Consider the following 24,607-nt stretch of genomic DNA (forward strand, 5'->3'; position numbering starts at 1 on the left):
CCTACGACCCCCTGGTCCCAAACCAGGTGCACTACCAGGCTGTGCTATGCTCCGATCTATCTCAGCTTTTGCTGTATCGCACATCGTGCGGTACGGTGTGCATTCTAGGCGCGACGCCCTCAGACGTCAACACCTATTCTCAAAAAAAGTTAAAAATCCTTATCAAATGTATATTTAACAAGCATTTTGAGGTTTTTTAACGTTTTAACGATGCACTAAAGGCTAACATTCGATCTAAAGGCATTTTGGCACGTTCAGCAAGCGCTGGATCGACGTGTATTTCCTGATCACCTTTTTGTAAAACTTCTAAAATTCCGTCGAGTTCATTCATTGCCATCCACGGACAATGAGCACAGGAACGACAAGTTGCCCCCTCACCCGCTGTTGGTGCTTCAACTAAAATCTTATTTGGTACCGCTTGCTGCATTTTGTAGAAAATACCGCGGTCAGTTGCCACAATGAGTCTTTCATTTGGCAAAGTCTGCGCAGCTTTAATAAGTTGAGAAGTACTACCTACCGCATCGGCAATTTCTACAACCGACTCTGGTGACTCAGGATGTACCAATACAGCCGCATCTGGATACAGTGCTTTCATGTTGGCAATGCCACGTGCACGGAATTCTTCATGCACAATACATGCGCCATCCCAAAGCAACATATCAGCGCCAGTTTTCTTTTGAATATAGCGGCCTAAGTGCTGATCTGGTGCCCAAATAATTTTTTCGCCCAAGCTGTCTAGGTGCTCAACAATTTCAACAGCACAGCTTGAAGTCACTACCCAATCTGCACGTGCTTTAACAGCAGCAGATGTATTGGCATAAACCACTACGGTATGGTCAGGGTGCTGATCACAAAATGCTGTGAACTCATCAACTGGACAACCCAAGTCGAGTGAGCAGGTTGCTTCAAGTGTTGGCATTAAAATTGTTTTTTCAGGAGACAGAATTTTAGCTGTTTCTCCCATAAACTTTACACCAGCCACAACCAGTGTAGAGGCAGCATGATCTCGTCCGAAACGAGCCATTTCTAAAGAGTCAGAAACGCATCCACCTGTTTTTTCAGCAAGTTCTTGTACATCTGGATCGCAATAGTAGTGAGCAACAAGGACAGCATCACGTTTTTTGAGCTCTGCTTCGATCTGTGCAAACTTTTGTTGTTTTGCTTCTTCACTTAGGCGGTTGTCTTTTGGCTCACCTAAACGGTCTAAATGCGCTTGTACAATGTTTTTTGCATCGTTGGCAATTAAAGTCGCATCACTCATAAAACGTCTTCTCTATCCTTCATGCTGGCATACCTGCTCGCATATAACGTTACTGCTTAAATGATTTACGGATTGAATCATTTAATATCAAAAGTTGGGGCTAATAAAAAAGCCTCTTTGTCGAGGCTTGATTATAACTGAATATTTACGAACGGTAATCTGCATTAATCTTGACGTAGTCGTAAGATAAGTCACAGGTGTAGACTGTGTCCTTGGCTTGACCGCGACCTAAATCAACACGAATGGTAATTTCGGTTTGTGCCATAACGCACGCACCAGCTTCTTCGGTATAGTCCTCTGCCGCACCACCATCTTTACAGATTTGTACGTCGTCTAGCCACACCTGAATTTTAGATACGTCTAAGTCTTTCACTCCAGCATAGCCAATTGCCGCTAAAATACGACCCCAGTTCGGGTCAGATGCGAAAAGTGCGGTTTTAACGAGTGGTGAATGCGCAATGCTGTACGCAATGTCACAACATTCCTGAATGTTACCGCCGCCCTCTACAGCAACAGTAATAAACTTCGTTGCACCTTCGCCATCACGAATAATTAACTGCGCTAAACGGTTCATGACACGAGCAAGCACTTCTAATACTTTTGCGTAGCGTGCATCGCTTTCTAATGTAATTTCAGTGCCACCTGCCTGACCAGTCGCCACAAAAATACAAGAGTCATTTGTTGAAGTGTCACCATCAATGGTAATACGGTTAAATGAATGCTCAACCGTGGTCTTTAATAGCTTTTGTACTAAATCGCGGCTAATAGGCGCATCTGTAGCTACAAAGCTCAGCATCGTTGCCATGTTTGGACGAATCATGCCTGCGCCTTTACTAATACCTGTCATGGTATAAGTAATGCCATCAAGTTCAAATTTTTCAGATGCACCTTTAGGCACTGTGTCTGTCGTCATAATGCCAGTTGCAGCATCATTCCAAGCAGCATCTTGTACGCTATTTAATGCAGGCTGAAGACCAGCAAGTAAACGTTCCATTGGAAGCTGCTCACCAATCACACCCGTAGAAAACGGAAGTACTTCAAAACTGTTCACACCAGCAAGCTCAGCTAACTTCGCGCAAGTGTCTTGGGCATTTTTTAAGCCTGTAGGCCCAGTACCCGCATTGGCATTACCTGTATTAATCACTAAATAACGAGGATTACCTTGAGCAAGATGAGCTTTCGATACATGAACAGGTGCTGCACAGAACGCATTTTGGGTAAATACACCCGCAACATTTGAACCTTCTGCAAACTCAAAAATGACTAAATCTCGTCGGTTTTGGTAACGTACATATGCTTCTGTTGAGCCAATTTTTACACCTTTTACCACATGCATTTGTGGCATTGTTACGTCGCCGACAGCCATTTTTAGAACATCCAGAGTTTGTTATGAAAAGATTAATATTTCAGAAAATAGCGATGCAAGAAAAGCCGCTTTACATGAAATATCAGTGTTGACAGCTTATTAGAAAAGCCTGAAAAAATCGAGCGCTAAAAATAGCTTATTTTTGCTCTAATTTTAATAAAATATCTTTCTTATCAAGACCACCAGCAAAACCGACCAAGGCACCCCCTGCCCCAATGACTCGGTGACAAGGTGCAATAATTGAAATTGGGTTTTTACCATTGGCAGCACCTACTGCACGCACGGCTTTTTCATTGCCAATTTGAACAGCAATCTCTTTATAACTTCTTGTTTCACCATAGGGAATGCTGAGTAATGCCGCCCACACCTGTTTTTGAAATGCTGTACCTTCAAAATCTAATGGCAATGTAAATTCACGGCGCTTGCCTTCAAAATATTCTTTTAATTGTTGTTCAGTTTTTAATAAAACTGGATGCTCAGTTTGTTCGACTAGCTCTGCCAGTCGAACACGTTTTGGATTTTCATTGTCCCAAAGTACTGCTACCAAAGCATTTTCATTCGCAACTAGTTTTAATTGCCCAACAGGCGAATTGATATACTTATAAGACAGCAACATACTTTATCCTTTTAAGATGGAGACGAAATTTTCATTAGAACCAGTCCCGATACAATCAATACAGCGGCAATCATTCTCATCGCACCAATAGGTTCATTAAGAAAAAATATACCCACTAAAAATGATCCAATTGCACCAATGCCTGTCCAAACCGTATAAGCAGTACCAAGGGGTAAAGTTTTCATTGATATTGAAAGCAGAACTACACTCAAAATCATAAAAACTACGGTAATAACACTAGGGGTTAAACGTGTAAAACCTTCAGACATTTTCATAGAATATGCCCAAATGATTTCAAATACACCTGCTAAAATTAAAATAGCCCAAGCCATAACATTCACTAATTTTTATAGTGTCAGGTCGTCCTGACATGATTACCCATTATGGGGGAGGTCGTTCCTCCAGTATGTGAAGACCCAGTTTACTTTAAAATAAAAAATGAAGGCAAACTCGCACTCAAGTCCGCCGTAAATCTATAAATCTTGTTCATTTTTGAGTTGTAAGATTTTCCGTGCACCATTTAAAACAAATAAAACAATAATTAACCCAATTATTAGATCAGGATAACGAGAACCTGTGATTGCAACCAATATTCCCGCAATAATGACACCTAAGTTTACGATGACATCATTTGCAGAAAATATATAACTCGCCTTCATATGTGCGCCACTCTCCTTATGGTCTCTCATTAAATAAAGGCAACTAATATTGGCCGCAAGTGCTAAGCCACCAATTAAAATCATGAGAATTGAAACAGGTTCACTACCGTATATAAAACGGCGCAATACATCAACTAACACAATGATGGCTAAGCCAAACTGAAACCATCCGGAAATATGTGCAGCCTTTAATTGAGCATTGAGGTTTTTACCCACCACAAATAAAGCAATGCCATAAATTGCCGCATCGGCAAACATATCGAGCGAGTCAGCAATTAACCCTGTTGATGACGCAATAATGCCCGCCATAAATTCGATGAAAAACATCACAGCATTAATGAGTAACAGCCACTGTAAAACCTGTTTTTGTGCTGCATGGTTTGAAGAGCTAGCACGTACCTTTTTAGGCTTTTCAACGGGTTCATAGTGAGGCTGGGTTTGCTGTAACTCTGCCCCTAAACCTAGGCGTTGCAGGCTTTGGGTAATTTTTTCAGCTTCTTTACTGTGATATACCGCTAAATGACGAGTAGGTAAATCAAATTCAAGTTCTTGAATATGTTCAGCATAAGGTGCTAAAGCCATTCGCACCATTTGCTCTTCTGCTGCGCAATCCATGTGAGGGATATGGTAATAACTCACCCATTGGATTTTATTCGCCATAGGTTCACTCGGCATAGAATAGTCCTGAGTTGCTACGCTTGAGCACCCACAGCTTGAACAGCTTTTATTTACATTTATTTGATTCTCTTGTTTTTCTAAAGCCATCTTTGCACCATAACTGACACAAAAAACAATGCCATCAGTATAAACCAATGGCATGTCATTAAGCTTACTTTTTGTTCGGTAATTAAAATTTAAGTGTTAACCCAGCTCCATAATACCAACCATGTTCAGAGTCGGTTCCAGTTTGCCAAGCAGTTTGTTTTAAACCTTTTTCATAGCCGTAACCAATATCAACAAATGGCATGACCTTTTTATTGATTTCATAACGGGTTTGAAAACCTGCCTGTAAACTCGATAGCCCCGTTTTACTGGCATAGCGAGATTCATCTTGTAAAACAACATCTGCTTTTAAATAGGGTTTACCAATCAACTTTTGGGTAAAGAGTAAGTCCCTTTCCGTTTCCAAACTTAACTTCCATAGTTGATCTTCACCTGCGTAAAGATAAGCATCGGTTTCAAAAAAGTAAGGTGCCATGCCGTGTAAGCCCACTACACCAGCCCAGCGATCTTGCTTTTCGTCTTCCCGTTGTAAACGCTCGTAGTTTACGCCAGCCTGTACATCCCAATAGTTGGCTAAATTTCGGCTATAAAGTACTGAACCGCCATAATTGGCATCTTCCGACTCGGCCTTTTCAACATGGGCTTTAATGAACAATTTATTTTCATCCGTTCCCACCCAGCTTTCCAATTCAGAAGAAAAACTGCCTTCACCCTCTTCATTTTGAGTCCAGCCAGTATCAATTTTTGTTGCTTGATAGATCTGTCCGCCATGTTCACGTAAATGATCGTGTGTTAAAGGTTCTTGAGCAAAAGTAAATACAGATATACCCGAGAAAGCACCGCAACAGATCATTTGAGAAAATAACTTAGTGATGCGCATGACTAGCTCCTTTCTCATTTTCAGATTGAACGGTTGGCTGTGATTGAGGTGGTTGTTGGCTGTTATTTACTTGAGCAACAATCAACTTATTCATCATTCCCGCACTCATGTGATAGAGCAAATGACAATGAATCGCCCATTCCCCCAAGGCATCGGCTGTCAACAACGCAGTCACGGTTTTTCCGGGTGGAACAATAACGGTATGTTTATTTGGTAAGTTTTCAGCTTGTTGGCCATTTTCCAATTGCATGAACATGCCATGTAAATGCATTGGATGGGCCATCATGCTGTCATTCACGAACTTCAAGCGAATACGTTCGCCATATTTAACTTGTAATGGTTCAGCTTCGTTAAATTTCTTACCATTAATGGTCCAGATATAACGCTCCATGTTGCCACCCAAATGAATTACTAATTCACGCTCGGGCGCACGAGTATCTGGCTGCGGTGTTAAAGACTGCAAATCACTATATTGCAGTGCTTTCATACCTGCTGGTGTTGAAGCATTTGCCCAGCCATAAACGGACTCATCATTTTTAGTCTTATTCTCAGATTGAGATGGCATCTCATGCTTCATATTCATCATAGCGTGGTCATGTTCGCTAGACGACATTGCCTGCATATCATGTTTCATTTCAGGCATAGCCGACATATCGTGCTTCATTTGCATCATAGAGTGATCATGTTCTTCAGATGACATATTTTTCATGTCATGATCCATGTTCATCATTGCATGATGATGGTTAGCACTATTTTGAACAGCCTCTTTTTTCATTTCAGGCATTGATGGCATGTCATGTTGCATATTCATTTGATGGCCAGCATGTTCATCACTTCCACTACCATGATTCATGCCCATATCGTCCATGGTTAATAAAGCACGCGGACGCGGCTGTGGCATTTGAATTGGCCCTACAGCTTGCGCATTTTCATTGTGCAAAGTGCCGATAGCAAAACCACTACGATCAATAGACTCTGCTTCAATCTGATAATTTGCTTGTTTAGGTTCTACAATGACATCGTAGGTTTCGGCTGTACCAATACGAAACTCGTCAATTGCTACAGGCTTCACTGGCTGTCCGTCTGCACTCACAACAGTCATTTTCAAATTTGGAATTCTGACATCAAAAAATGACATTGCTGATGCATTAATAAATCGTAATCGAACCTTATCTCCAGCTTTAAAATTACCTGTCCAATTTTGCTCTGGTGTCTTGCCATTAACTAAGAAGGTATAACCCGTCACATCAGACATATCGGTTTTTAACATCCGCATCTGATTCCACATGGAACGATCTTGCCAAGTTGCCTTTAAGCCTTGTGCTTTAACTTGCTTCCACACATCAGATACGGTTTCACGGCGGTTTTGATAATACTCAGCAGATTTCTTTAAATTCTTTAAAATACTATCGCTAGAAGAGTTATGAAAATCTGAAAGCATCACTACATAATCACGATCAGTTTTTTCATGCGCCGCAACTGGTATTTTCCCTTTGGGGTAAATTACGAGTGGCCCATATAAACCATCTTGCTCTTGGCCTTTACTATGCGCGTGATACCAATAAGTACCATTTTGCTTCACCTTAAAGCGGTAAACAAAATCTCCGTTTGGCGCGATTCCTTTGAAATTATTAAAACCCGGTACACCATCCATTAACCCTGGCAGTAACAACCCATGCCAATGCAAAGACGTATCTTGATTCTTTAATTGGTTATGAACATGAATAACAGCCTCATCCCCTTCCTCAAACTCAAGAAGTGGGGCTGTAAATTTTCCATTTACGGTAATTCGTTTGAGCGGCTGACCAGTAATATTGACCTGTTGTTCATTAATATTAAGGTGATATTCCTTAATTGCCGCGAGGGTCCATGGTGAAACCAATAGACCAAATACAGCGACGAGGCTGCTAATTGTTTTATGAGACATTGCTGTAATCCTTTGAACTAAAAAATAAGTAAGAAAGGATTAAGCTTTTGGAGGACGTAAAATTTCTTGCCAGTATCCGGCTAAATGCTGAGCCTGATAAACACTACTAAATTGAGATGAAATAGGAATAAATGATGTTTCAACGTCTGGTACAGCTTGCTGCAAAGCCAGATTCAGCATCTGACAATGGACTGGGTTACAGTCTTGGCAGTGTTCACCATGTTGAGAAACTTTCACCATAGATTGATGGCACATCGCCTGATCATCAGCTTGACCCTGCATAGTATGATGTGTCATTTGCTTACTATGACATGGCATCGTATGAAGATCATGCTGCATAGGCATCTGAGCAACAGACACACCACTCCACCCAACGACCAAAGTCATTAGGAACACAAACCAAGCATACTTGCGTAAGTGTTGCAGTGTCATCATTTATTGCCTTGAGCAATCCATTTATCTATGGTGTATTAGCATAACCAAGTTTTAAATCAGATACAATTTTACATCTTAATTGATTGTTTTTACGGTCATTAAGCAAACGGAGGTTGATGCTGAAGGACTAAATCAATCACATCTAGTGCACCTTCTTGTTCATTACTTACAGTTGCATAAGGTGCCACTGCTTTTAAAGCTTGAACAGCATTTTCAACAGCAAAACCATAACCGACTGCTTTAATCATCTGAATATCATTATTGTTATCACCTATCGCCACCACCTGATTAGGCTCAATCTGCCATTTTTGTAGTAATAGCTTCAAACCATGCGCTTTATGCTGATCAGGAAGAATTAAATCGATAAAACCAAAACCACTAGAAACAGGCACTAAAACTTTATCTGCTACAAAACTTTGCTTCTGAAAATGCTCAAAAATTGCAAAACTTTCGCTTTCCTGAGCAGTAAAAGTAATTTTACACACCAAGTCATCTAACGAATAAAAGTCATCGATAACTGTCAGCTTCTCAAAATATCGAGCGACTTTAGCGTAGTCCTCTGCGTTCATGCTGCTATGCACATAAGCACTCTGTTTCCCACAGATCACCATAGTCGAGGTATACGCAGGGTCAATCGCTTTTAGAATATTACTAAATTGTTCTTTGCTTAAATGGGCAAAAGCGAGTTCTTGTCCAGCATCTACAACATGTGCGCCATTTTCCGCAATAAAAGCAATTTCATGATTAATTTCTGGAAAATAGGTCACAAGCTTTGCAAGTTGGTTGCCACTAGCCACCACAAAATGAATGTTATTTTGTTTTAATTGTTCATACTGTTTTAAAAAACGTGCTTTGTTGTACTGCTTCTTAGAATTAAGAAAAGTCCCATCCATATCTACCGCTAAAATTTTTACTGTCATTAATGATCTAGGTCTCTTACTAAAATCTTATTAAAACAAATTTAGCTTTACTTTTCATGACACTTTTACAGTTTTCTCTCTATAAGTTTTTAAAAGTTTTATACAGCCTCATCTCGTTTTTTGCACAGGTTATTTTTTAGCAAAGCTTAATAAAAAACCAGACAATAAAATATTCAATACGCATAAAAAAAGAACGCCAAAGCGTTCTTTTTTCATATATTTTGTTTAGAGAGTAAACGTTTGATCTCATTTTGTTTATTTTACCAACACCTTATCCATACGGTTATCAACACAGTTATCCATACAGTTATAAACAAAGTTATCCACATGAACGAGGGGTAGCAGCGATTAAGTATCGCTGCCCGAGTGCAAGACGAACAGCTATGCTGTGAGTGGCGAAAAGCATATCTCACCTTATCCAAGCACAAAAAAGCTGTTAAACCTCTTTCGTCCCTACTTTAGCAAGCTCTGCACGCATTTGATCAATTACAACTTTATAATCTGGTTGACCAAAAATAGCTGAACCAGCAACAAACATATCGGCACCCGCTTCTGCAATTTCACGAATATTTGCTGGGCCAACACCACCGTCAACTTCTAAACGGATATCACGGCCACTTGCATCGATAATTTTGCGCGCTGCACGTAATTTCTCTAAAGTCATTGGAATGAACTTTTGTCCACCAAAGCCAGGGTTTACACTCATTATTAAAATTTGGTCAACTTTATCAAGCACGTAATCTAAATGGTGTAATGGCGTTGCTGGGTTAAAGACTAAACCTGCTTTAGCACCACCAGACTTAATAAGTTGTAATGAACGATCGATGTGGTGAGATGCTTCTGGGTGGAAAGTAATAATATCAGCGCCTGCTTCTAGGAAATCACCAATAATACGATCAACTGGAGACACCATTAAATGCACATCAATTGGAGCTTTAACACCATAGTTTTTTAGAGCCTTACATACACCAACACCAAAAGTTAAGTTTGGAACATAGTGATTATCCATCACGTCAAAATGCACTACATCTGCACCTGCAGCTAACACTTTGTCTACATCTTCGCCTAAACGAGCAAAATCGGCAGATAAAATAGAAGGAGCAATCAAATAAGGCTTGGACATAGGTGGATGACCTGGCTAGAAGTTTAAGGAGAGGTTAGAAATTATAACAAAAAAGAACCTACTTAGCCCGCCCTTCCTTGTTTAATTGACAACATTTCAAACTTGCAACGTAACGTTGCTACTATAGAATGCCAAGTGCCAAACGAATTTGTTAAGGTACATTAAACCAATGTGAGGATTGATAATGAAAAGTACGACTCATCTATTAACAAACGATGGAAAACGCATTGCAAAACGTCTAGTTAATCATTGGAAACATAAGTTTGAAGTACAAGAAACTGAGCAAGATTTTAAAATCTTAATGCCTACAGCAACCATTACGCTTGCACCAGAAACAGAGCAATTAAATGTTGCTATTGATAGCCAGTTAGATGACCATGACCACTTGGAAAAAGTTGTCCTTGATCATCTAAACCGTATGGCTCAACAAGAATTTCAGGTGGAATGGCAGCACTAATTATTAGCCAGCGACTTTTTCCAACTGGATTGCATGAAACTGCAAATGCTCATCCATAAAGGTCTGGATAAAATAATAGCCATGATCATAGCCCGCATGTTGTCTTAAAGTTAAAGGCTGTCCTGCCTTTAAACATGCTTGCTTAAATTTTTCAGGGTGAAGTTGTTCATAAAATTGATCATCCAATCCCTGGTCCACCAAAATTTCGCTAAAAACTGCACCATTTTTTAAGACTAAAGCTGTGGCATCATGGTCCAACCAGCTCTCACGATCTGCACCTAAATAATGGCTAAATGCTTTTTCACCCCATGCACAATCAGTTGGTGCACAGATCGGTGCAAAAGCAGAGACTGACTTAAATTTCTCTGGATATTTAAAAGCCAAAGTTAATGCACCATGACCGCCCATCGAATGTCCAAAGACACCAACTTGCTGAGCATTTACTGGAAAACTTTTTAAAATGAGTGGATATAACTCATCAATTAAATAGCTTTCCATCTGATAGTGTTCAGACCAAGGCGCTTGCGTAGCATTGATATAAAAACCTGCACCTTGTCCTAGATCCCAATTGTCACCAGCTGTTACCTGTTCACCACGAGGTGAAGTATCAGGCGTAATCAATATAAGACTAAGCTGAGCTGCCATATGCTGTGCATGTGCTTTAATGGCAAAGGTTTCCTCAGTACACGTTAAACCCGCCAAGTAAAACAATGTAGAACATGGTTTACCTTCTAATGCAGCAGGTGGCAAATAGATACCAAACTTAGTAGACCCTTTTAATAATTGAGAATCCAACTGGTAGATACGCTGCTCACCTTCAAAGCAGCGGTTTTTTTGCAGGAGTTGCATCGTTTTTAGCCTCTGTTTGTGTTTGAGCAATATTTACACTACCTGTACTTTGCTGCGGGAAAAGATATTTTTCCAACTGAGGTAGCATAAGTTCCATATTCTTACCAATCATCCATTGCGGCTCTGAAGGGTCTACACCTTGAGCTACTTCCCATTTGGTCACGGTTTGCTTGGCAGCATTAAACGAATCTTTCATTGAAGATTGCTCTCGCATTGCCAAGTCAAAGAAAGCTCGTCCAAAATAAGTATAGTCAGCTTCGTTATTACATCCAAAAGAGGTTTTGTCTGCCGCAGATGCAGTAATAATTAAAGTATCTGGTGACTGTAAAGCAGGAATAAAACTTCCTGAATAACAAGCAGAAATGACAATCACACGCCAACGAATACCAGCTTTATCGAGTGTTTCACGTAACCATTTCGGATCGACTTGCCCCAAATCTAGAGGTGCATTTTCAATTTCAAAATGGTTTTGTTCACCGTGCGATGTCATGTATAAGAACAGCACATCACTATCACGGTTCATTTGTTGGCCCATACGGCGTAGAGCCAACTCTATACTGGTTTTAGATGCAATCGGGATTTCAGTTCGAGTATCTGGGTTATTGACCAGCATCATTGAACGCCCAACTGTACCGAAACGTGTATCGAATTGTTCTTTAATACGGACCACTTCCGACTTGAAAACGTCTTGGTAACTATCGCCCGCCACACCCAAGAAATACCAATGGCTTTTAGCCACTTCACCATATTGAACCTGTTCTAAGGCATCATGAAGTAACTTGCTTTGTGCATAAAAGGCATCTTCGGCAAACGTAGGTGGAGAGTCTTCTACTTTCCAAATAGGCTGATCTTTTACAGAAAGCTGCCAGACCACCATGGTCGCAATAGTTGCAACCATAACCAATGCCCGCTCCCACCACGGCCACTTGAGCTCACGTGAGAAAACCCAAATGACAGCTAAACTTTGCCATACAAAAAGTGCCACAAATAGGCTTGGTAAAATACCGTTATAAATAGCATCGGGAATAAAGTTTAGGTAACCGTTAGAACCCAAATATTGAATTAAACATTGGATTAATAAAATATTGGTATCTAGAACCAGCCAAAGCAAAGCTGGAACTAACATTAGACGCGGCTGATTAATACGCTGTGATAGAAAAATACCAACAATAAGCGCAATAAAAGGCCAGAGCGCGTATCCAATTAAGCCTTGCGAGTTAAAGTCACCCGTTTGACCGGCAACAAGCCAGCTATAAAGCGAGTTGGTACATCCGCCTAATATTCCCCAAACAATAAGCTGAAGAATAGAGGGATGTACGATCTGTAAGGAACGTCTTGACCCCAAAAATAACCACATTCCGGCAAGCTGGTTACTTTTAAAATCATGCCAAAAGTTAATGGAAGGTTTGAGATCAATCATAAAAAGGTTTCAAAAATTTCGTTTTTGTCAGGCACCATAAGTGTATGCCTGCTAAGAATTTTAGCAATCATGCTTTTGAACTATATCACATATATTTGTGCATTATTCAAGCAATAAAACTTAACCTTACATAAGCTTACTGAAAGTAAGCATCAAAACGACAAGCATCCCCCTGCCACTGATGGGCTGGCTCTTGATTTGCTAAAAAAACAGCATGTCTTGGACGTTTCACAATCACTCGCTTGGCAACTTTCTGAGCCAACTCAAGCAAATTATCGCCTAAATCCATTTCTCCATGTTCTGGTAAAAGTAAATGCAAAAGCTGCATTTGCTTTTTGACTTGGGCTTGTTTTTTAATCGCTTGTTGGTTCTGGTCGCGCTGTGGGAACATCGGGTCAAGGTAAACCACATCAACCGTTTTTGCTTCTTGATGTAATTCCTGTAAATAGCTTGCAGAGTCAGCAAAGATCAGTTGAATACGTTCCATAAATTGATTTAAAAATGGATCGTGCAGTGCTTGAGCTTTTGAATCTTCAAGTAAAGTAAATAAAATCGGATGGCGTTCAACAAGCTGAATTTGAGCACCTAAATACGCCATAAGTAAGCTGTCATGGCCTAAACCCGCTGTTGCGTCTACAAGTACTGGTTTTTCACCCAACTGACAAGCTCGAGCAATCATCTCTGATTTAAGACTTGCACGTTTTAAACGCGGAATTTCAGCTTTCCAGTCAGGCTGCATTTTCATGCCATTTGCAGATAACCAAAGTCCGTTTTCATCTACACAAAGCGCTAAGTCAGGGTTTAAACGTAAAAAACGAGCATTAAGCTTTTCAATCGGCTGTAAATCGGCAGTCACACCTCTAGAACAAAGCACAGCTTGGTAGTGCTGTGCTTGCTCTTGAAAATCTACTTCAAAATATATATGCATGAGTAGTGCCTTTACTTTGCTTTACCCTGATCCGCTATTTTTTTCCACGCATCATCACGCAAGTAAACCGGTAAAGCATGTTCTGCATCAACCCACTGCTTTTGCGTGGCATAGACACGTGCAATCGAAGCAATGTCTTGTGCAGTGGCAGTGATTGTTTGATGCTCTGCATCGGCTTGAAGAAGCTTAGCACCTGAACCAATTAAGCAATGCTTTGCATAAGCAGCCGCTTGCTCGTAGTTCATTAATTTTTCTTCATCGATACACTGCATGATGCCTTGCTCATCTAGAACAAAACTTGCAATGTAAACTTCGTTCATACGTGCATCGAGTACCGCAGTCACCTGTTCTAAACCTTCAAGTCGGTAAGCCGCCTGTGCGAGAGCTTGCAAGGTAGAAACTGGAACCACTGGTAAATCTTGTGACCAAGCTAATGCCTGAGCAACAGCAGCATTAATTCGAACACCACTAAAAGAACCTGGCCCTCGACTAAAGGCAATTGCATCTAAACCAGCTACGTCAAGTTCGGTTTGTTGCAACCCTTGCTCAATCATTGGCAGAATGGTCTGGGTTTGTGCTTTCGCTCGCGTATCGAGTTGGAAAAATAGTTCTTGGGTTTCATCGATTAATGAAATGGAACATTGCTCATTTGCAGTTTCCAACGCCAGCAGTTTCATGCACAACCTTAGTATTGAATCAGATTAAAAACGGAAGTTATGATACCCCACTCGGCTCTGATAGGCGAGTTGTTCCTGTCTAAATAAAAACGCCAAGCAAGTGCTTGGCATTGAAAATATCTTACTGAAAATTTAAAAATGAAATTCTTTTAAATCGGCATAGCTTTTAAAGTGCTCAGCATAATGTAGTGCACTAAACCGTATTTTTGCCGCACCATCTTCATCTAAAGTTTTGACAATTTTACCTGGTGAACCCATTACCACTGAATTATCTGGAATCACTTTTCCTTCAGGAATTAAGGCATTGGCGCCAATAATACAGTTTTTACCAATTACAGCTCGATTTAAAATGACTGCGTTCATACCAATCAGGCTATTATCACCAATCGTACAACCATGCAGCATGACTTTATGTCCGACCGTGACATATTCACCAATATTTAGTTCAAGGCCTGCATCGGTATGTAATACCGAGTTTTCTTGAATATTAGAAAAATTACCAATCCGAACGACACAGTTATCAGCACGTACTACCGCTCCAAACCAAATACTGACCTGACGACCTAATTCTACTTGTCCAATAAGCGTTGCGGTTGGAGCAACCCAGCCATCCCATGGCTCATATAATGCTTTTGGGTGCTGTCCTTGATAGCTATACATCATACTTTATCAATCCTGATCTTTATTTTTTATGAGAAAATTTTGGCATTCCAAATGTAGGTGAGTTGAGTAAAAATGGCCATTCCTTTTGATAACCTAATCCATATTTAAATAGAGCCACCAACATACGAGCAGTTAAACCCCAAATAATTTCATTATCAATCTGCAAGCTTGGAAAATACAAAGACTGATGAGTATATCGAACTTCGTATGGTGTCGGACGCGTCTCTATAAGTTGCTGTAAGGGCACAAAGAAAATTCGATCAATTTCAGTAGGCTGAGGTATTAAATGAACCTCTGGTGGAATAAGCCCAACAATCGGTTTTACAGACAGCCCACTTCTTGCGCGCTGCATCGGCAAATCACCTAACAACTGCACATCAAACGGGTTTAAGGCCGTTTCTTCTTGAGCTTCTCTTAGCGCTACAACAATATTACTGGTATCACTGGGGTCACGCTTTCCACCCGGAAAAGAAACCTCTCCCGCATGATTGTTCATATGTATTGAACGGCGTGTGAGTAGTACTTTAGGATTATTTTCATTTGTAATCGCAATAAGTACCGCAGCTTGTGCTTCTTGTATGCGGGTGGAAAAGCGCAATCTTTGCTGTAACTTTTGTGTTAGCAAGTGCTCTTCCATACCATTCACCTATTATTCTGTCTCTCTTTGCATCATATCTGAAAATAAAACTTAGGGAATAGAGTTGATGCGTAAGTCTAAAAATTCAGTTATGCTGAGTCATCTCTATACTCGATGATAATTATGAGTTTCTGTGTAGCGTGTGGGCATAAAACCGAACAAAAAATTCCTTTAGGTGATCATAAAGTACGCCGTGTTTGTACTCATTGTGGAAATATTCACTATGAAAACCCCAAAGTAATCTGCGGTGCCTTAGCGTTATGGGAAGACAAAGTACTCCTCTGTCGTCGTGCAATTGAACCTCGTTATGGCTTGTGGACTTTGCCTGCTGGCTATATGGAATTGTTCGAAACCATGGAACAAGGCGCAGCACGTGAAACTCGTGAAGAAGCAGAAGCCGAGATAGAAATAGAACAACTGTACTGTATGTACAATATTCCTCGTATTGGCCAAATTTATGTACTTTTCAAAGCACAACTGAAAGATGGAATTTTTGGTGCAGGTGAAGAAAGCATCGAGAGTCGTCTGTTTGAAGAGCATGAAATTCCATGGGGTGAACTTGCCTTCCCTAGTGTTGAACACACTTTAAGACATTATTTTGAAGATCGTAAAAAACAAGTTTTTCCAACACACCTAGAAACGCTAGGCACTCGCTTAGACCATACAGGCTAATAAATTAGATAATAAAAAAGACCGCATTTGCGGTCTTTTTATTTTGTTTAATTAAGATTTAATTTTTATTGCTTTACATGCTGGAATAGACTGATCAGCTAGTTTAATTGTGACTGTACCCAATTTGCGTTTGGCTAAAGCTTTATCATCTTCAGTAGGTGTTACTTTATCAAGCTTATTATAACTATCCTGAGCAGCCGCATATTGATTATACCAAGGAGTATTATTATCAAAATCTATGCTTGTACTATCTACCTTATTTGCCAATAAGTTAAATAGATTCAATTTTGCAGGGCCTGGAGAAACTCCTACAAAAGTCAGCCCAACCATAACACCATCGATATTGGCAAATTTAGTATTAGATAAAATCATACGGACATATATAGATTGATCAGCATTTAAAGGGTCATTAACTGTCGCTGCTGTAGTACCAATTCGATATTGTTGCACACCATTGCTATCAACTAAGCTTTCATCTGATACTGTAGCACATTGGCCCGACATGTCAGTTGATGTTGAATTTTGTTTAATATCAGTACGAATATCTCCATGCTCATCAATCACAATACCTAAATTTACAGGTTGAATAGTGGTATCTGAAAAATTGAATGTCAAAGTAGCATAAAGAGGAAAAATATAATTTTCACCTGTTTTTACATTACCAGATGTTCTAAAAACATTTCTCTCTAGATAACTAATAGGGCTACTTTTAATAATACTCAATATACCATTGTAACTATCCCCATCCACATTTTGACGCCAGAGTCCATAATGCTGCGGATTACCTGTATTGAGTTTTGTCAAGGATTTATAGAATGCCTCTGTGCCTGCTAATGCATAATCATTAAAGAATTTTCCCTGATAAATCTGTAAATCTTCACTTGGATTATTAGAAAAACTCAAACGGAGTGGTGTAGTTGACTGAACTTCTCGACTAACTGGGTTTAACCAATTATTTTGTGCATTTACATTGAGTTTAGCTGGTTTAACTTTTGAGGTTAACAAATAAGGATTCTGTACTTTGTTATCTATTACAATAGCATTTCCCTTCCACTGTAGTCCATATCCTAGCGTATAGCCTTGACGATCCGATAATAAATAAAGATCATCTGTTGAATGATGTAAGTTAAGTGTATTATTAAAACATTCTTCTCGTGTAGCTCTATTACACCCATTAAACACTTGATAATCTTGAAGTATTACTGAGGAGTTAAGAAATAAATTGAATGCTTGGAGAATACCTGCATTACTTAAATTAGTTGTTTGTACTAAAAGCCTATACGCTTCATCATTAGAAATTTGATCTACATCTAACCATGGTTTCAAAATGCTTGCATAAGCTCCGTTCTGGAACTCTGTAGCTGTTATACTCTGAGAAATCTTCGTAAGTTGGTCTTTTTTGGTATCTGTAAGTTGAGTTGGCTGTATATCACCGATGACATTATCGCTATTTTCTACACCAATGCTTTGAAAAATTTTTACTAAAGCAATTGCTACTTTAATAGTTTCATCATTTTTATCTAAGCTTGCTGGTGTTTTTCCTGTAATTCCACTTGCTAAATCTAGTATTCTTAAATATATAGGATTGCTTTGCTTGGTATTAGGATTAACAGAAGTAAATTTTCCAACTGTATCAAGATTAACGTTTCCTAAGTAAACCTTTTTATTATCTTTACTTTGAATATAAAAACGTGCTGTATCACCAACTTTACATGATCCAATTACAGCATTTCCTGAAAATTTTGTAGCATAATGAAAATTTGTAGCCGAGCTACAATCAAAATTAATACCAGCTATCGGATAATCTAAAGCAAATTGTAAACAAGTTGTATCTTCTGCACCAATATTACTTGTAGTCGGTGTACAACTGCCAGAAGATAAGTTTCCGTTATTGCTACCAGAGCTTGGATCTTCATTAATTGTCGAGCTGCCACCGCCACAACCATTCAGCATCATTGCCAATGTGGTTAATGCAAAAGGCCATAATAATTTTTTATTCATTAGATACCCTACTTATTTTTAACGTAATACTGAAATTTGAATCTGTCCCTGATTAGATAACTCATGTTCTGCTACATCTACAGAGGAAGATAACGGAGTTAACATCATATAACGTGCATGAGGCGGTACTTTTAAAGTACCTTGAATTGATGCATGTTGTAATATCGTAGAAGGATAAGACTTGCTCTTGAAACCACTTGCACCCTCTAAAATACAACCCTTCTCATCTAAAAATATAACTAAAGGCCAATAATATAGAGGCGTAGAGTTATTTGCTGCAAATGACATAAGCTGTAAATGTTGTACAGACGGATCTAGTTTTACTAGCTCGTATTCAAACTTTTCTTTTAATGGCTTACGAGGCCATAAATTTACTTCTTTTTTAGATCCAAGCACTTTGATTGACTTTTTGTAGCCTTGAACAAAACACTTATCTTGCTCAAAAGTTGTTTCTAATTCTTTTTGAGACAGACGTATATAGGTTGGAGCTAAAACAATCACTGCTTGATCATCTTGAGATTGTTTATTAAAAAACTGTTCTAATGTAGATTTACTTACACCCTTTTTCCGCTCAATAAACTCTGTTCGTCCTAAACCATCTGGCATAACATAAAAGCGTTTTTTGCCTTCAAGATTAAACTCTTGGTCTTCAAGATATTCATTATTTACATACTCTACGCCATCAACACTCGTAAATTTAGATGGATCATTTAGCGAATTTTGAGTTGAAACAGCTTGTGAAGCACTTGGTACAGATGAAGGAGTTTTAGCTGGGGTACTTTCTTCCTTAACAGTATTAGTTTGCTTTTTAACTTCATTTTTCTGAGCTTTACTCACTGTTAAAGGAGGCTCTTGATTCGGTGCAGTCGGTGCAGTCGGTGCAGTCGGTGCAGTCGGTGCAGTCGGTGCAGTATTTAATTTTTTTGTAACGCGTGGTTCAAACTTTTTAGGTTCTTTGGAATTATGAGAATTTTCACTAGGTAATTCTTGAACAGGTATAACGACAGATTTAGGCTGCGCAACTTGCTTCGGTGCTTCGACTCTAATATTTGATTGCTTCTGTTCAACTTTTTTACTCGGCACAATCATTGGTCGGCCATCTGGACCAATGATTGTATAGAACCCATCTGCATAAGATACAGAAATGCTTGCTATCGCAACACATAAAGTTGAGATAGCAAATCTAGGTCGAAACATCCTTTTATATTGTTTTACCATTTTGTTCTATAGCTCAAACCAAGTACTGTAACTTTTGTATTCGTTTTTACATCTAAACCAGAATAAGGGTTTAATAAAATATTATCGACACCACACTTGTTTGATAATGTACTCGTACAAGCTCGAATATTGTCACGACTACGTAAGAAACCCACTGAAAGATCTAGATCAGTATCCGCATCAAAACGGTACCCCACCCCAAGACCGAATAATTGTGCATTATTGATCGGGACCATGGTATTACGTTTATCATCAGGTATCGCACTGGCACGAGGCTCATAACCTGCCCTTAATTTCAAGCGATCAGTTGCTGAATATTCAAAACCAATCCCCCAGCTCCACGGCGAGGTAAATTTCAGTGGCAATGATAATGAATTATCGGTAACGTCATTAGATAAAAGCTTAGCCACTTTTAATAACGTAATTTGACGATCAAATTCAAACTTAAATTTATCCCAAGCAGAATAATCGGTCCATCCCACATCAAAGTTAACTTGTAAATCTGGTAATATTTTATATTTAATACCCGCTTGGAAATGTGCTGGGTACTCGAGATCCATTGCAACTAAACCAGACTCAGTATCAGGAACATAACCCGGTAATCCGAGAATGGCAGCTAAAATTTGACCCGTAGCTGATGAGTTAAGACCTTTGATTAATTCTTGAGGTGCTCTGGCATTATCAATCATGTATTTGCCTTTTAAACGCATCTTGGCAGCACTTTGATAGACCATACCAAAACCAAAATCATCTGTTGGTTCCCAGAGTAAACCCAGGTTATAACTTGGGCTTAATGATTGTTCTAACGAAACTTGCAATGAACCCATTTTACCAAATGGATTCATACCTTCTTTTGCATTACAAATTCCCAATAACAATAGATCGGTAATCATATCGTTATTGTCTTTGAAAGGTGCACATACCACATCATCAACCATACGCAATACACCAATCATCTCATTTGGAAAACGTAGATCAGTATTTAAAGCGATTGCGTTATAGGACATCCCTATAGAAGCACCAATTGATAAATGATCATTTACCTGATAACCAAACGATGGGGATAAATAAGTGATCCGTTCTACAGCAACTTGTTTACCCATGTAATTACCAGGATTACCATTCTCTGCTCCAAATCCTGCTACTAACGGCGCATATATTGCTGTTGCATAAGTAACTTTTGAGCCCGGTGGTTTATATGCAATTCCGGCAGTAGGAGCAACTAGAGGATACCCTGCTCCGAGATCAACCATTTTTTTAAGAATAGGTACATATAGGCTTGCGTACTCGACATCACCATGAACTGTTCCTTTAAAATCTGTACAAATATTGGCAGAAACTTCCGGACCATCATTACAAACGAGAGGGTCATCTGAATAACCAAAAATGTTATAACCAGGGGGAGCCGAGAACTCACGCTTAATATCAAAGTTAGCAAGAATCCCTTGCACATCTGTTTGCAGCCCATCAATTTTTGCTAAGGCTGCAGGGTTAAAGTGAACTGCACTAATACCAGGAGGGTCTGCAGTTACAGCATTCCCCATTGATAGTGAGCGAATATCAACAGCTAGGTTTTGTCCTAATTGAGCATTGGCAAAGCTAGAAAAACCGGAGATAACAATTGCCGCCGTTAAAGGACATAATTTAGGATATTTCACCTGCTTATCTCCTTATTTTTGTTTTTTGTTAAAACCTAAAATATCTAACGGGAACGACAAACCAAGAGAAATATCTGGTGCATCTTCGGTTAAACCAATACCAACAGTACCATTAACAATCGTTTCAGGTGAAACGCGAACACCTAAAGCAAAAGATAACATTCCACTACTTTGATCTGGTGACTTATAAGACTCACCATTATTAAATTGGAATTCAGCATTTGTATTAAAACTTTGCTGATATGACATCGTCAAAGACACGTCATAGTTAAATGAATAGGCAAAACCAAATGAGAAACCGCCACTGATACCTGGATCAAAAGATTCTAAAATGCGTGAACCTCGGGCTTGATTAAGACCACTTTCTTTAAATCCATAGTTGGCAGATGCAGAAGCGAAGAGAACAACTGGATCAATATATTTTCGAGTACTCGCCCCTACACCAACCGAGTAATATCCCTTACCTGTTGACAGCTCATCTATACCAATTTCATAAGGACTATCACCTGTTTTAGTTGATACGCTACCAAAAAGAACGAGTGGTAAACGGCCTTGCTTTAATGGAAAAGGTTCCCAGCGTGCACCAAAAGAAATATCCCCTAAACCAGCTGTTGTTTTATCTTTAATAATCTCAGACTTAGCAACAAAAGGAAGAGTTGCAGACAACGTTAAGTTATCTAATACCCCATATTGGAAAGTAAAACTATTCGTTAATGTGTGGTTAGCATCTTCTTCAACACGTAAACGGTTAAGTTGAGAAGAATTATCCGATAAGGCTAAATCAATACGAGCATCACGATAATAAGTGTAATCAAGGTCATAGTAAGAAGAAATCACGCCCTTCTTAATCAAAGAATATTGACGTTCATTTGAAGTAAATACTTCTTGTAAGTTTGTCTCCTGACTAGCATCCCCTTCTTTTTTCTGTAATGCACTTGCAGCTTGATGTGCCTCACTATTCGAAGCTGGGGCTACAGCATTTGTATCTACTGCATTCAATGTTTGCGTAGTATTATCTGTTGAGACTGAACCAGAACTAGTAGCTTCTGAAGAAGCAGAGCTTTCTATTCCCTCTGTTACAGTCTGATTCGTACCAGATACTTGTGTTTGCTGTACTTGATCTTCGGCATAGATTGTCCCTGTAATGGCACTCATACTTAAGGCCAACACACTCATCTTCATCCATCGATTATTCATGTTTTTCCTACCCAATTTATTTATTTTACTAACTTTAAAATTGACTATTTGCGTTTGTAATAAAGACGCATATAGGTTTCTATCGGCTGTCCATATGTCGGCGAATGATTATCGTTATCTAGTACACGTCTCATGGTTGAAGCTTTATTTGCTAAACGATCAAAGTTAAATGCTGGATATTGAACATCAACAAAAGCATATCTATTGACCGTAGCATCTTCTACATGACGCATATCTGCATCTTTTAATGCCAATAAATCTTTACGCTGTGATTCAGGAACAGAAATAACAAATAAAGTATTATTATCCCAAATTTGTTTAAAACGACTTTCATCAAAGCTGATATTCCCTAAAGCAGGGTCAGCTACATATACTCTTCCATCTTTATAAGCTTTATATACGACAAAATGTTTAAAACCTGCATAAGAAATAGGCACAATTGCAGGCTGACCTAGTTTAACTAAATCAGAAAACTCACCTCGATAACCGCCACTGTCCAAGCCAATTGCTGTGACAAAACGCTTCATATCAAGTAATGAGAAACTTCGGCGCTCAATAATACGTTGATATTCACCATACTGAAGCAAGCCACTCATTGTTTGCTGTTCAGTTAAACTTGTTCCAACATAGCCATTTAATAAAGTCGTAAGTGCAGCAGAACCACAACTATAATCATAGGCTTGTCGAACAATGCCACGAAACTGATCTTCTACAGCCGGTTTTATTGTGACAGGTTCAATATGGTTTCTATGGAATGATAAATTACGTGAATCGGCAGTCTCTGTATAATAAACAGTTCCCGGCGGCTTTTTTTCTATTTCGAAGGCTTCTGTCGCAAAGTAATACATCAATGCTGAGCCTAAAACTATCTCTAACATAAGCACTTGGTCTAAATGGTGGCCTAACCGGCCTTATTCATTTTATTCTTAGAGCAATAGCTCTACATCCCTGTGTGTTGAAGATACCTTTTTTTTTTGTAAAAAACAGCTTTTTTTTAATCTTTTTGATGAATGCATAGTTTTACATTTATAAACTGATAATTAATTCTCATTTCAAATGTTTTATATTCTTTCTTATTATATGAGCTAATATTATTTAAATAGAAAAGATTAAGATTGAATTTTATTAAGATAAATAAAAAAGCGCGTATAAACGCGCTTTTTATCAGACTTTAAATTAGTGACCAGAAATAGTAATTGTAGACGTTCCTACATTTAAACCTTGGATTTCTAAATCACCAATTGAAGCATTACCCGCTGCACCTAGGTGTACGCCCTGTGCATAAACGTTCATACCTTGTGTACTGTTATTCTGGATACGTAAACCTGTAGGAACAACAGAAATGTTCGCATTTACATCCAAGTCACCAGTTGTATTACCTGAACCACGAACCATTACTTTGTCTAGGACAATTTTACCACCACCAGCAGCATCATTAATACCGAAGTTAGATAGTGTTAAACCACCTTGTAAGCTAGAGTTCACTTTGATCATCGCGCCTTGCGGAGTTGAACCTAACTGAACATTTGCAGAAATTTGACCCAAAGATAAATCTAAGCCAGAAATAATTTCAGTTGGAGCTGTTTCAGTAATACCACGTACAGCAGTAGTCGTATTTAATGTACCAGAAGTACCTACGCCAATTGAACCTACATGTACATCAACTGCGCCCACTGTTGCTGCAACGTTTAAGAAAGCACCGTTTGAGCCTGAAGCACCGTTTGTATCAATTTTTAAATCTAAAAGGTTTCCTGTACCTTTTTGAGTTACAGTAACACCACTAATTGCGATTGAACCCGCTGTACCTGAAGACCCTGTAATACCTGTGGATGTTGCTAAACCATCATTATCATGTAGGTATAGCTTATCGATAGAAATACCACCAGAACCCAAAGCAATACCAATATTAATACCATCTTGACCTGTAGCAGCACTAAGCGCTGCATCATCCATTGATTGCATTGCCATTGCATTTGCACTGATAGCTAAAGAAGAAACTAAAGCAAGTTTAGTGAACATTTTCATTGAGCACTCTCCCAAGAGCATTTATTTTTTGACTTAACCACTCTTACTGTCTCAAATTGCATTTTTCTTTTATGGCAACCGAAACTTCCAATCCTTGAGTAGTTTTGCTTAGCAATTACTAAATTACAGCTACGTTAATTTTTGTTCAACTACTGTAATGCATTTTTTGCCAATTACCCGACAAACGGTACAGATGCTGACTGCCTGATCACGCTTATAAATTGTCTTTAAAACTGAGATATTATTCGGTTATTTTTTCCACGAAATATTAAACTCTTTCGACTCATCCGTCTGA

General features: G+C 39.0%; 24 protein-coding genes. 2 read left to right on the plus strand and 22 right to left on the minus strand.

Annotated features, from left to right (window positions below; genetic code table 11):
- Nucleotides 1–196: 196 nt before the first annotated feature.
- The 10 genes from nadA to rpe form a co-directional block, all read right to left on the minus strand.
- Complete coding sequence (nadA, locus tag RMA95_RS10765) at nt 197–1,261, minus strand: quinolinate synthase NadA (protein WP_024433993.1); 1,065 nt, start codon at nt 1,259–1,261, stop codon at nt 197–199.
- Between the two features lie 145 nt (nt 1,262–1,406).
- The gene (gene argJ / locus RMA95_RS10770) at nt 1,407–2,627 is read right to left on the minus strand and encodes a bifunctional glutamate N-acetyltransferase/amino-acid acetyltransferase ArgJ (protein ID WP_311070483.1); all 1,221 of its coding nucleotides are present in this window, start codon (nt 2,625–2,627) and stop codon (nt 1,407–1,409) included.
- Nucleotides 2,628–2,763: 136 nt separating this feature from the next.
- Nucleotides 2,764–3,243 (minus strand): methylated-DNA--[protein]-cysteine S-methyltransferase, encoded by a 480-nt coding sequence (locus RMA95_RS10775; RefSeq protein WP_100192885.1) that lies wholly within the window; start codon nt 3,241–3,243, stop codon nt 2,764–2,766.
- A gap of 11 nt (nt 3,244–3,254) precedes the next feature.
- Nucleotides 3,255–3,575, minus strand: a complete 321-nt coding sequence (locus RMA95_RS10780; RefSeq protein ID WP_002050323.1) for a multidrug efflux SMR transporter — start codon at nt 3,573–3,575, stop codon at nt 3,255–3,257.
- Between the two features lie 141 nt (nt 3,576–3,716).
- Nucleotides 3,717–4,721: a cation diffusion facilitator family transporter gene (locus RMA95_RS10785; protein ID WP_311070487.1), complete on the minus strand. Its 1,005-nt coding sequence runs from the start codon at nt 4,719–4,721 to the stop codon at nt 3,717–3,719.
- A 28-nt stretch (nt 4,722–4,749) separates the two neighbouring features.
- On the minus strand, nt 4,750–5,505 hold the full coding sequence (locus RMA95_RS10790) for a copper resistance protein B (protein WP_311070489.1): 756 nt from the start codon (nt 5,503–5,505) through the stop codon (nt 4,750–4,752).
- Nucleotides 5,492–7,432, minus strand: a complete 1,941-nt coding sequence (locus RMA95_RS10795) for a copper resistance system multicopper oxidase (RefSeq protein ID WP_311070491.1) — start codon at nt 7,430–7,432, stop codon at nt 5,492–5,494. The genes RMA95_RS10790 and RMA95_RS10795 overlap by 14 nt, the downstream gene beginning before the upstream one ends.
- Before the next feature lie 39 nt (nt 7,433–7,471).
- On the minus strand, nt 7,472–7,864 hold the full coding sequence (locus RMA95_RS10800; RefSeq protein ID WP_311070526.1) for a hypothetical protein: 393 nt from the start codon (nt 7,862–7,864) through the stop codon (nt 7,472–7,474).
- Between the two features lie 101 nt (nt 7,865–7,965).
- Nucleotides 7,966–8,787: a Cof-type HAD-IIB family hydrolase gene (locus RMA95_RS10805; protein WP_263612980.1), complete on the minus strand. Its 822-nt coding sequence runs from the start codon at nt 8,785–8,787 to the stop codon at nt 7,966–7,968.
- Between the two features lie 436 nt (nt 8,788–9,223).
- Nucleotides 9,224–9,910 (minus strand): ribulose-phosphate 3-epimerase, encoded by a 687-nt coding sequence (rpe, locus tag RMA95_RS10810; protein ID WP_311070494.1) that lies wholly within the window; start codon nt 9,908–9,910, stop codon nt 9,224–9,226.
- A gap of 184 nt (nt 9,911–10,094) precedes the next feature.
- Between rpe and RMA95_RS10815 the strand changes: the two genes are divergently transcribed.
- Complete coding sequence (locus RMA95_RS10815) at nt 10,095–10,367, plus strand: DUF2218 domain-containing protein (protein WP_000843452.1); 273 nt, start codon at nt 10,095–10,097, stop codon at nt 10,365–10,367.
- Nucleotides 10,368–10,370: 3 nt separating this feature from the next.
- Here RMA95_RS10815 and fghA read toward each other — a convergent pair whose 3' ends face one another.
- The 6 genes from fghA to RMA95_RS10845 all read right to left on the minus strand — a co-directional run bounded on the left by fghA (nt 10,371) and on the right by RMA95_RS10845 (nt 15,550).
- Nucleotides 10,371–11,216: an S-formylglutathione hydrolase gene (fghA, locus tag RMA95_RS10820; protein WP_002050446.1), complete on the minus strand. Its 846-nt coding sequence runs from the start codon at nt 11,214–11,216 to the stop codon at nt 10,371–10,373.
- Nucleotides 11,185–12,636, minus strand: a complete 1,452-nt coding sequence (locus RMA95_RS10825; protein WP_002050332.1) for a C13 family peptidase — start codon at nt 12,634–12,636, stop codon at nt 11,185–11,187. Before RMA95_RS10825 ends, fghA begins: the two co-directional genes overlap by 32 nt.
- 136 nt (nt 12,637–12,772) lie before the next feature.
- The gene (locus RMA95_RS10830) at nt 12,773–13,564 is read right to left on the minus strand and encodes a class I SAM-dependent methyltransferase (protein ID WP_002050362.1); all 792 of its coding nucleotides are present in this window, start codon (nt 13,562–13,564) and stop codon (nt 12,773–12,775) included.
- A gap of 11 nt (nt 13,565–13,575) precedes the next feature.
- The gene (gene tsaB / locus RMA95_RS10835) at nt 13,576–14,241 is read right to left on the minus strand and encodes a tRNA (adenosine(37)-N6)-threonylcarbamoyltransferase complex dimerization subunit type 1 TsaB (protein WP_002050333.1); all 666 of its coding nucleotides are present in this window, start codon (nt 14,239–14,241) and stop codon (nt 13,576–13,578) included.
- Between the two features lie 132 nt (nt 14,242–14,373).
- A complete protein-coding gene (locus RMA95_RS10840) occupies nt 14,374–14,901 on the minus strand; it encodes a gamma carbonic anhydrase family protein (protein WP_263614948.1) in 528 nt (175 codons plus the stop codon).
- A gap of 22 nt (nt 14,902–14,923) precedes the next feature.
- The gene (locus RMA95_RS10845; protein ID WP_311070498.1) at nt 14,924–15,550 is read right to left on the minus strand and encodes a CoA pyrophosphatase; all 627 of its coding nucleotides are present in this window, start codon (nt 15,548–15,550) and stop codon (nt 14,924–14,926) included.
- 114 nt (nt 15,551–15,664) lie between these two features.
- On the opposite strand from RMA95_RS10845, the gene RMA95_RS10850 reads away from it, so the two are divergent.
- On the plus strand, nt 15,665–16,213 hold the full coding sequence (locus tag RMA95_RS10850) for an NUDIX hydrolase (RefSeq protein WP_002115876.1): 549 nt from the start codon (nt 15,665–15,667) through the stop codon (nt 16,211–16,213).
- 51 nt (nt 16,214–16,264) lie between these two features.
- Here the strand turns inward: RMA95_RS10850 and RMA95_RS10855 are convergent, their stop codons facing one another.
- The 6 genes from RMA95_RS10855 to RMA95_RS10880 all read right to left on the minus strand — a co-directional run bounded on the left by RMA95_RS10855 (nt 16,265) and on the right by RMA95_RS10880 (nt 24,312).
- Nucleotides 16,265–18,214: a protein FilF gene (locus tag RMA95_RS10855; protein ID WP_311070502.1), complete on the minus strand. Its 1,950-nt coding sequence runs from the start codon at nt 18,212–18,214 to the stop codon at nt 16,265–16,267.
- Nucleotides 18,215–18,232: 18 nt separating this feature from the next.
- Nucleotides 18,233–19,411, minus strand: a complete 1,179-nt coding sequence (gene filE, locus RMA95_RS10860; protein ID WP_409187558.1) for a putative pilus assembly protein FilE — start codon at nt 19,409–19,411, stop codon at nt 18,233–18,235.
- A 14-nt stretch (nt 19,412–19,425) separates the two neighbouring features.
- Nucleotides 19,426–21,090 carry an outer membrane protein transport protein gene (locus RMA95_RS10865; RefSeq protein WP_311070506.1) on the minus strand — a complete coding sequence of 555 codons (1,665 nt, stop codon included), beginning with the start codon at nt 21,088–21,090 and terminating at the stop codon, nt 19,426–19,428.
- Between the two features lie 12 nt (nt 21,091–21,102).
- The gene (locus RMA95_RS10870) at nt 21,103–22,287 is read right to left on the minus strand and encodes a transporter (RefSeq protein ID WP_263612972.1); all 1,185 of its coding nucleotides are present in this window, start codon (nt 22,285–22,287) and stop codon (nt 21,103–21,105) included.
- 44 nt (nt 22,288–22,331) lie between these two features.
- On the minus strand, nt 22,332–23,165 hold the full coding sequence (locus RMA95_RS10875) for a C39 family peptidase (RefSeq protein WP_017393200.1): 834 nt from the start codon (nt 23,163–23,165) through the stop codon (nt 22,332–22,334).
- Nucleotides 23,166–23,463: 298 nt separating this feature from the next.
- Nucleotides 23,464–24,312: a DUF6160 family protein gene (locus RMA95_RS10880; protein WP_311070510.1), complete on the minus strand. Its 849-nt coding sequence runs from the start codon at nt 24,310–24,312 to the stop codon at nt 23,464–23,466.
- Nucleotides 24,313–24,607: the final 295 nt, after the last annotated feature.

Source organism: Acinetobacter sp. V110_1 (assembly GCF_031798975.1).
Classification (GTDB): domain Bacteria; phylum Pseudomonadota; class Gammaproteobacteria; order Pseudomonadales; family Moraxellaceae; genus Acinetobacter; species Acinetobacter nosocomialis_A.

What these genes read in the sequence shown, in the direction of transcription:
- RMA95_RS10800 (WP_311070526.1), bottom strand. Translation starts at nt 7,864, where the DNA reads ATGACACTGCAACACTTACGCAAGTATGCTTGGTTTGTGTTCCTAATG.
- RMA95_RS10875 (WP_017393200.1), bottom strand. Translation starts at nt 23,165, where the DNA reads ATGTTAGAGATAGTTTTAGGCTCAGCATTGATGTATTACTTTGCGACA.
- argJ (WP_311070483.1), bottom strand. Translation starts at nt 2,627, where the DNA reads ATGGCTGTCGGCGACGTAACAATGCCACAAATGCATGTGGTAAAAGGT.
- RMA95_RS10785 (WP_311070487.1), bottom strand. Translation starts at nt 4,721, where the DNA reads ATGCCATTGGTTTATACTGATGGCATTGTTTTTTGTGTCAGTTATGGT.
- RMA95_RS10825 (WP_002050332.1), bottom strand. Translation starts at nt 12,636, where the DNA reads ATGATTGATCTCAAACCTTCCATTAACTTTTGGCATGATTTTAAAAGT.
- RMA95_RS10790 (WP_311070489.1), bottom strand. Translation starts at nt 5,505, where the DNA reads ATGCGCATCACTAAGTTATTTTCTCAAATGATCTGTTGCGGTGCTTTC.
- rpe (WP_311070494.1), bottom strand. Translation starts at nt 9,910, where the DNA reads ATGTCCAAGCCTTATTTGATTGCTCCTTCTATTTTATCTGCCGATTTT.
- RMA95_RS10775 (WP_100192885.1), bottom strand. Translation starts at nt 3,243, where the DNA reads ATGTTGCTGTCTTATAAGTATATCAATTCGCCTGTTGGGCAATTAAAA.
- tsaB (WP_002050333.1), bottom strand. Translation starts at nt 14,241, where the DNA reads ATGAAACTGCTGGCGTTGGAAACTGCAAATGAGCAATGTTCCATTTCA.
- RMA95_RS10805 (WP_263612980.1), bottom strand. Translation starts at nt 8,787, where the DNA reads ATGACAGTAAAAATTTTAGCGGTAGATATGGATGGGACTTTTCTTAAT.
- RMA95_RS10780 (WP_002050323.1), bottom strand. Translation starts at nt 3,575, where the DNA reads ATGGCTTGGGCTATTTTAATTTTAGCAGGTGTATTTGAAATCATTTGG.
- RMA95_RS10795 (WP_311070491.1), bottom strand. Translation starts at nt 7,432, where the DNA reads ATGTCTCATAAAACAATTAGCAGCCTCGTCGCTGTATTTGGTCTATTG.
- filE (WP_409187558.1), bottom strand. Translation starts at nt 19,411, where the DNA reads ATGTTTCGACCTAGATTTGCTATCTCAACTTTATGTGTTGCGATAGCA.
- RMA95_RS10855 (WP_311070502.1), bottom strand. Translation starts at nt 18,214, where the DNA reads ATGAATAAAAAATTATTATGGCCTTTTGCATTAACCACATTGGCAATG.
- RMA95_RS10850 (WP_002115876.1), top strand. Translation starts at nt 15,665, where the DNA reads ATGAGTTTCTGTGTAGCGTGTGGGCATAAAACCGAACAAAAAATTCCT.
- RMA95_RS10880 (WP_311070510.1), bottom strand. Translation starts at nt 24,312, where the DNA reads ATGAAAATGTTCACTAAACTTGCTTTAGTTTCTTCTTTAGCTATCAGT.
- fghA (WP_002050446.1), bottom strand. Translation starts at nt 11,216, where the DNA reads ATGCAACTCCTGCAAAAAAACCGCTGCTTTGAAGGTGAGCAGCGTATC.
- nadA (WP_024433993.1), bottom strand. Translation starts at nt 1,261, where the DNA reads ATGAGTGATGCGACTTTAATTGCCAACGATGCAAAAAACATTGTACAA.
- RMA95_RS10840 (WP_263614948.1), bottom strand. Translation starts at nt 14,901, where the DNA reads ATGTATAGCTATCAAGGACAGCACCCAAAAGCATTATATGAGCCATGG.
- RMA95_RS10815 (WP_000843452.1), top strand. Translation starts at nt 10,095, where the DNA reads ATGAAAAGTACGACTCATCTATTAACAAACGATGGAAAACGCATTGCA.
- RMA95_RS10870 (WP_263612972.1), bottom strand. Translation starts at nt 22,287, where the DNA reads ATGAATAATCGATGGATGAAGATGAGTGTGTTGGCCTTAAGTATGAGT.
- RMA95_RS10830 (WP_002050362.1), bottom strand. Translation starts at nt 13,564, where the DNA reads ATGCATATATATTTTGAAGTAGATTTTCAAGAGCAAGCACAGCACTAC.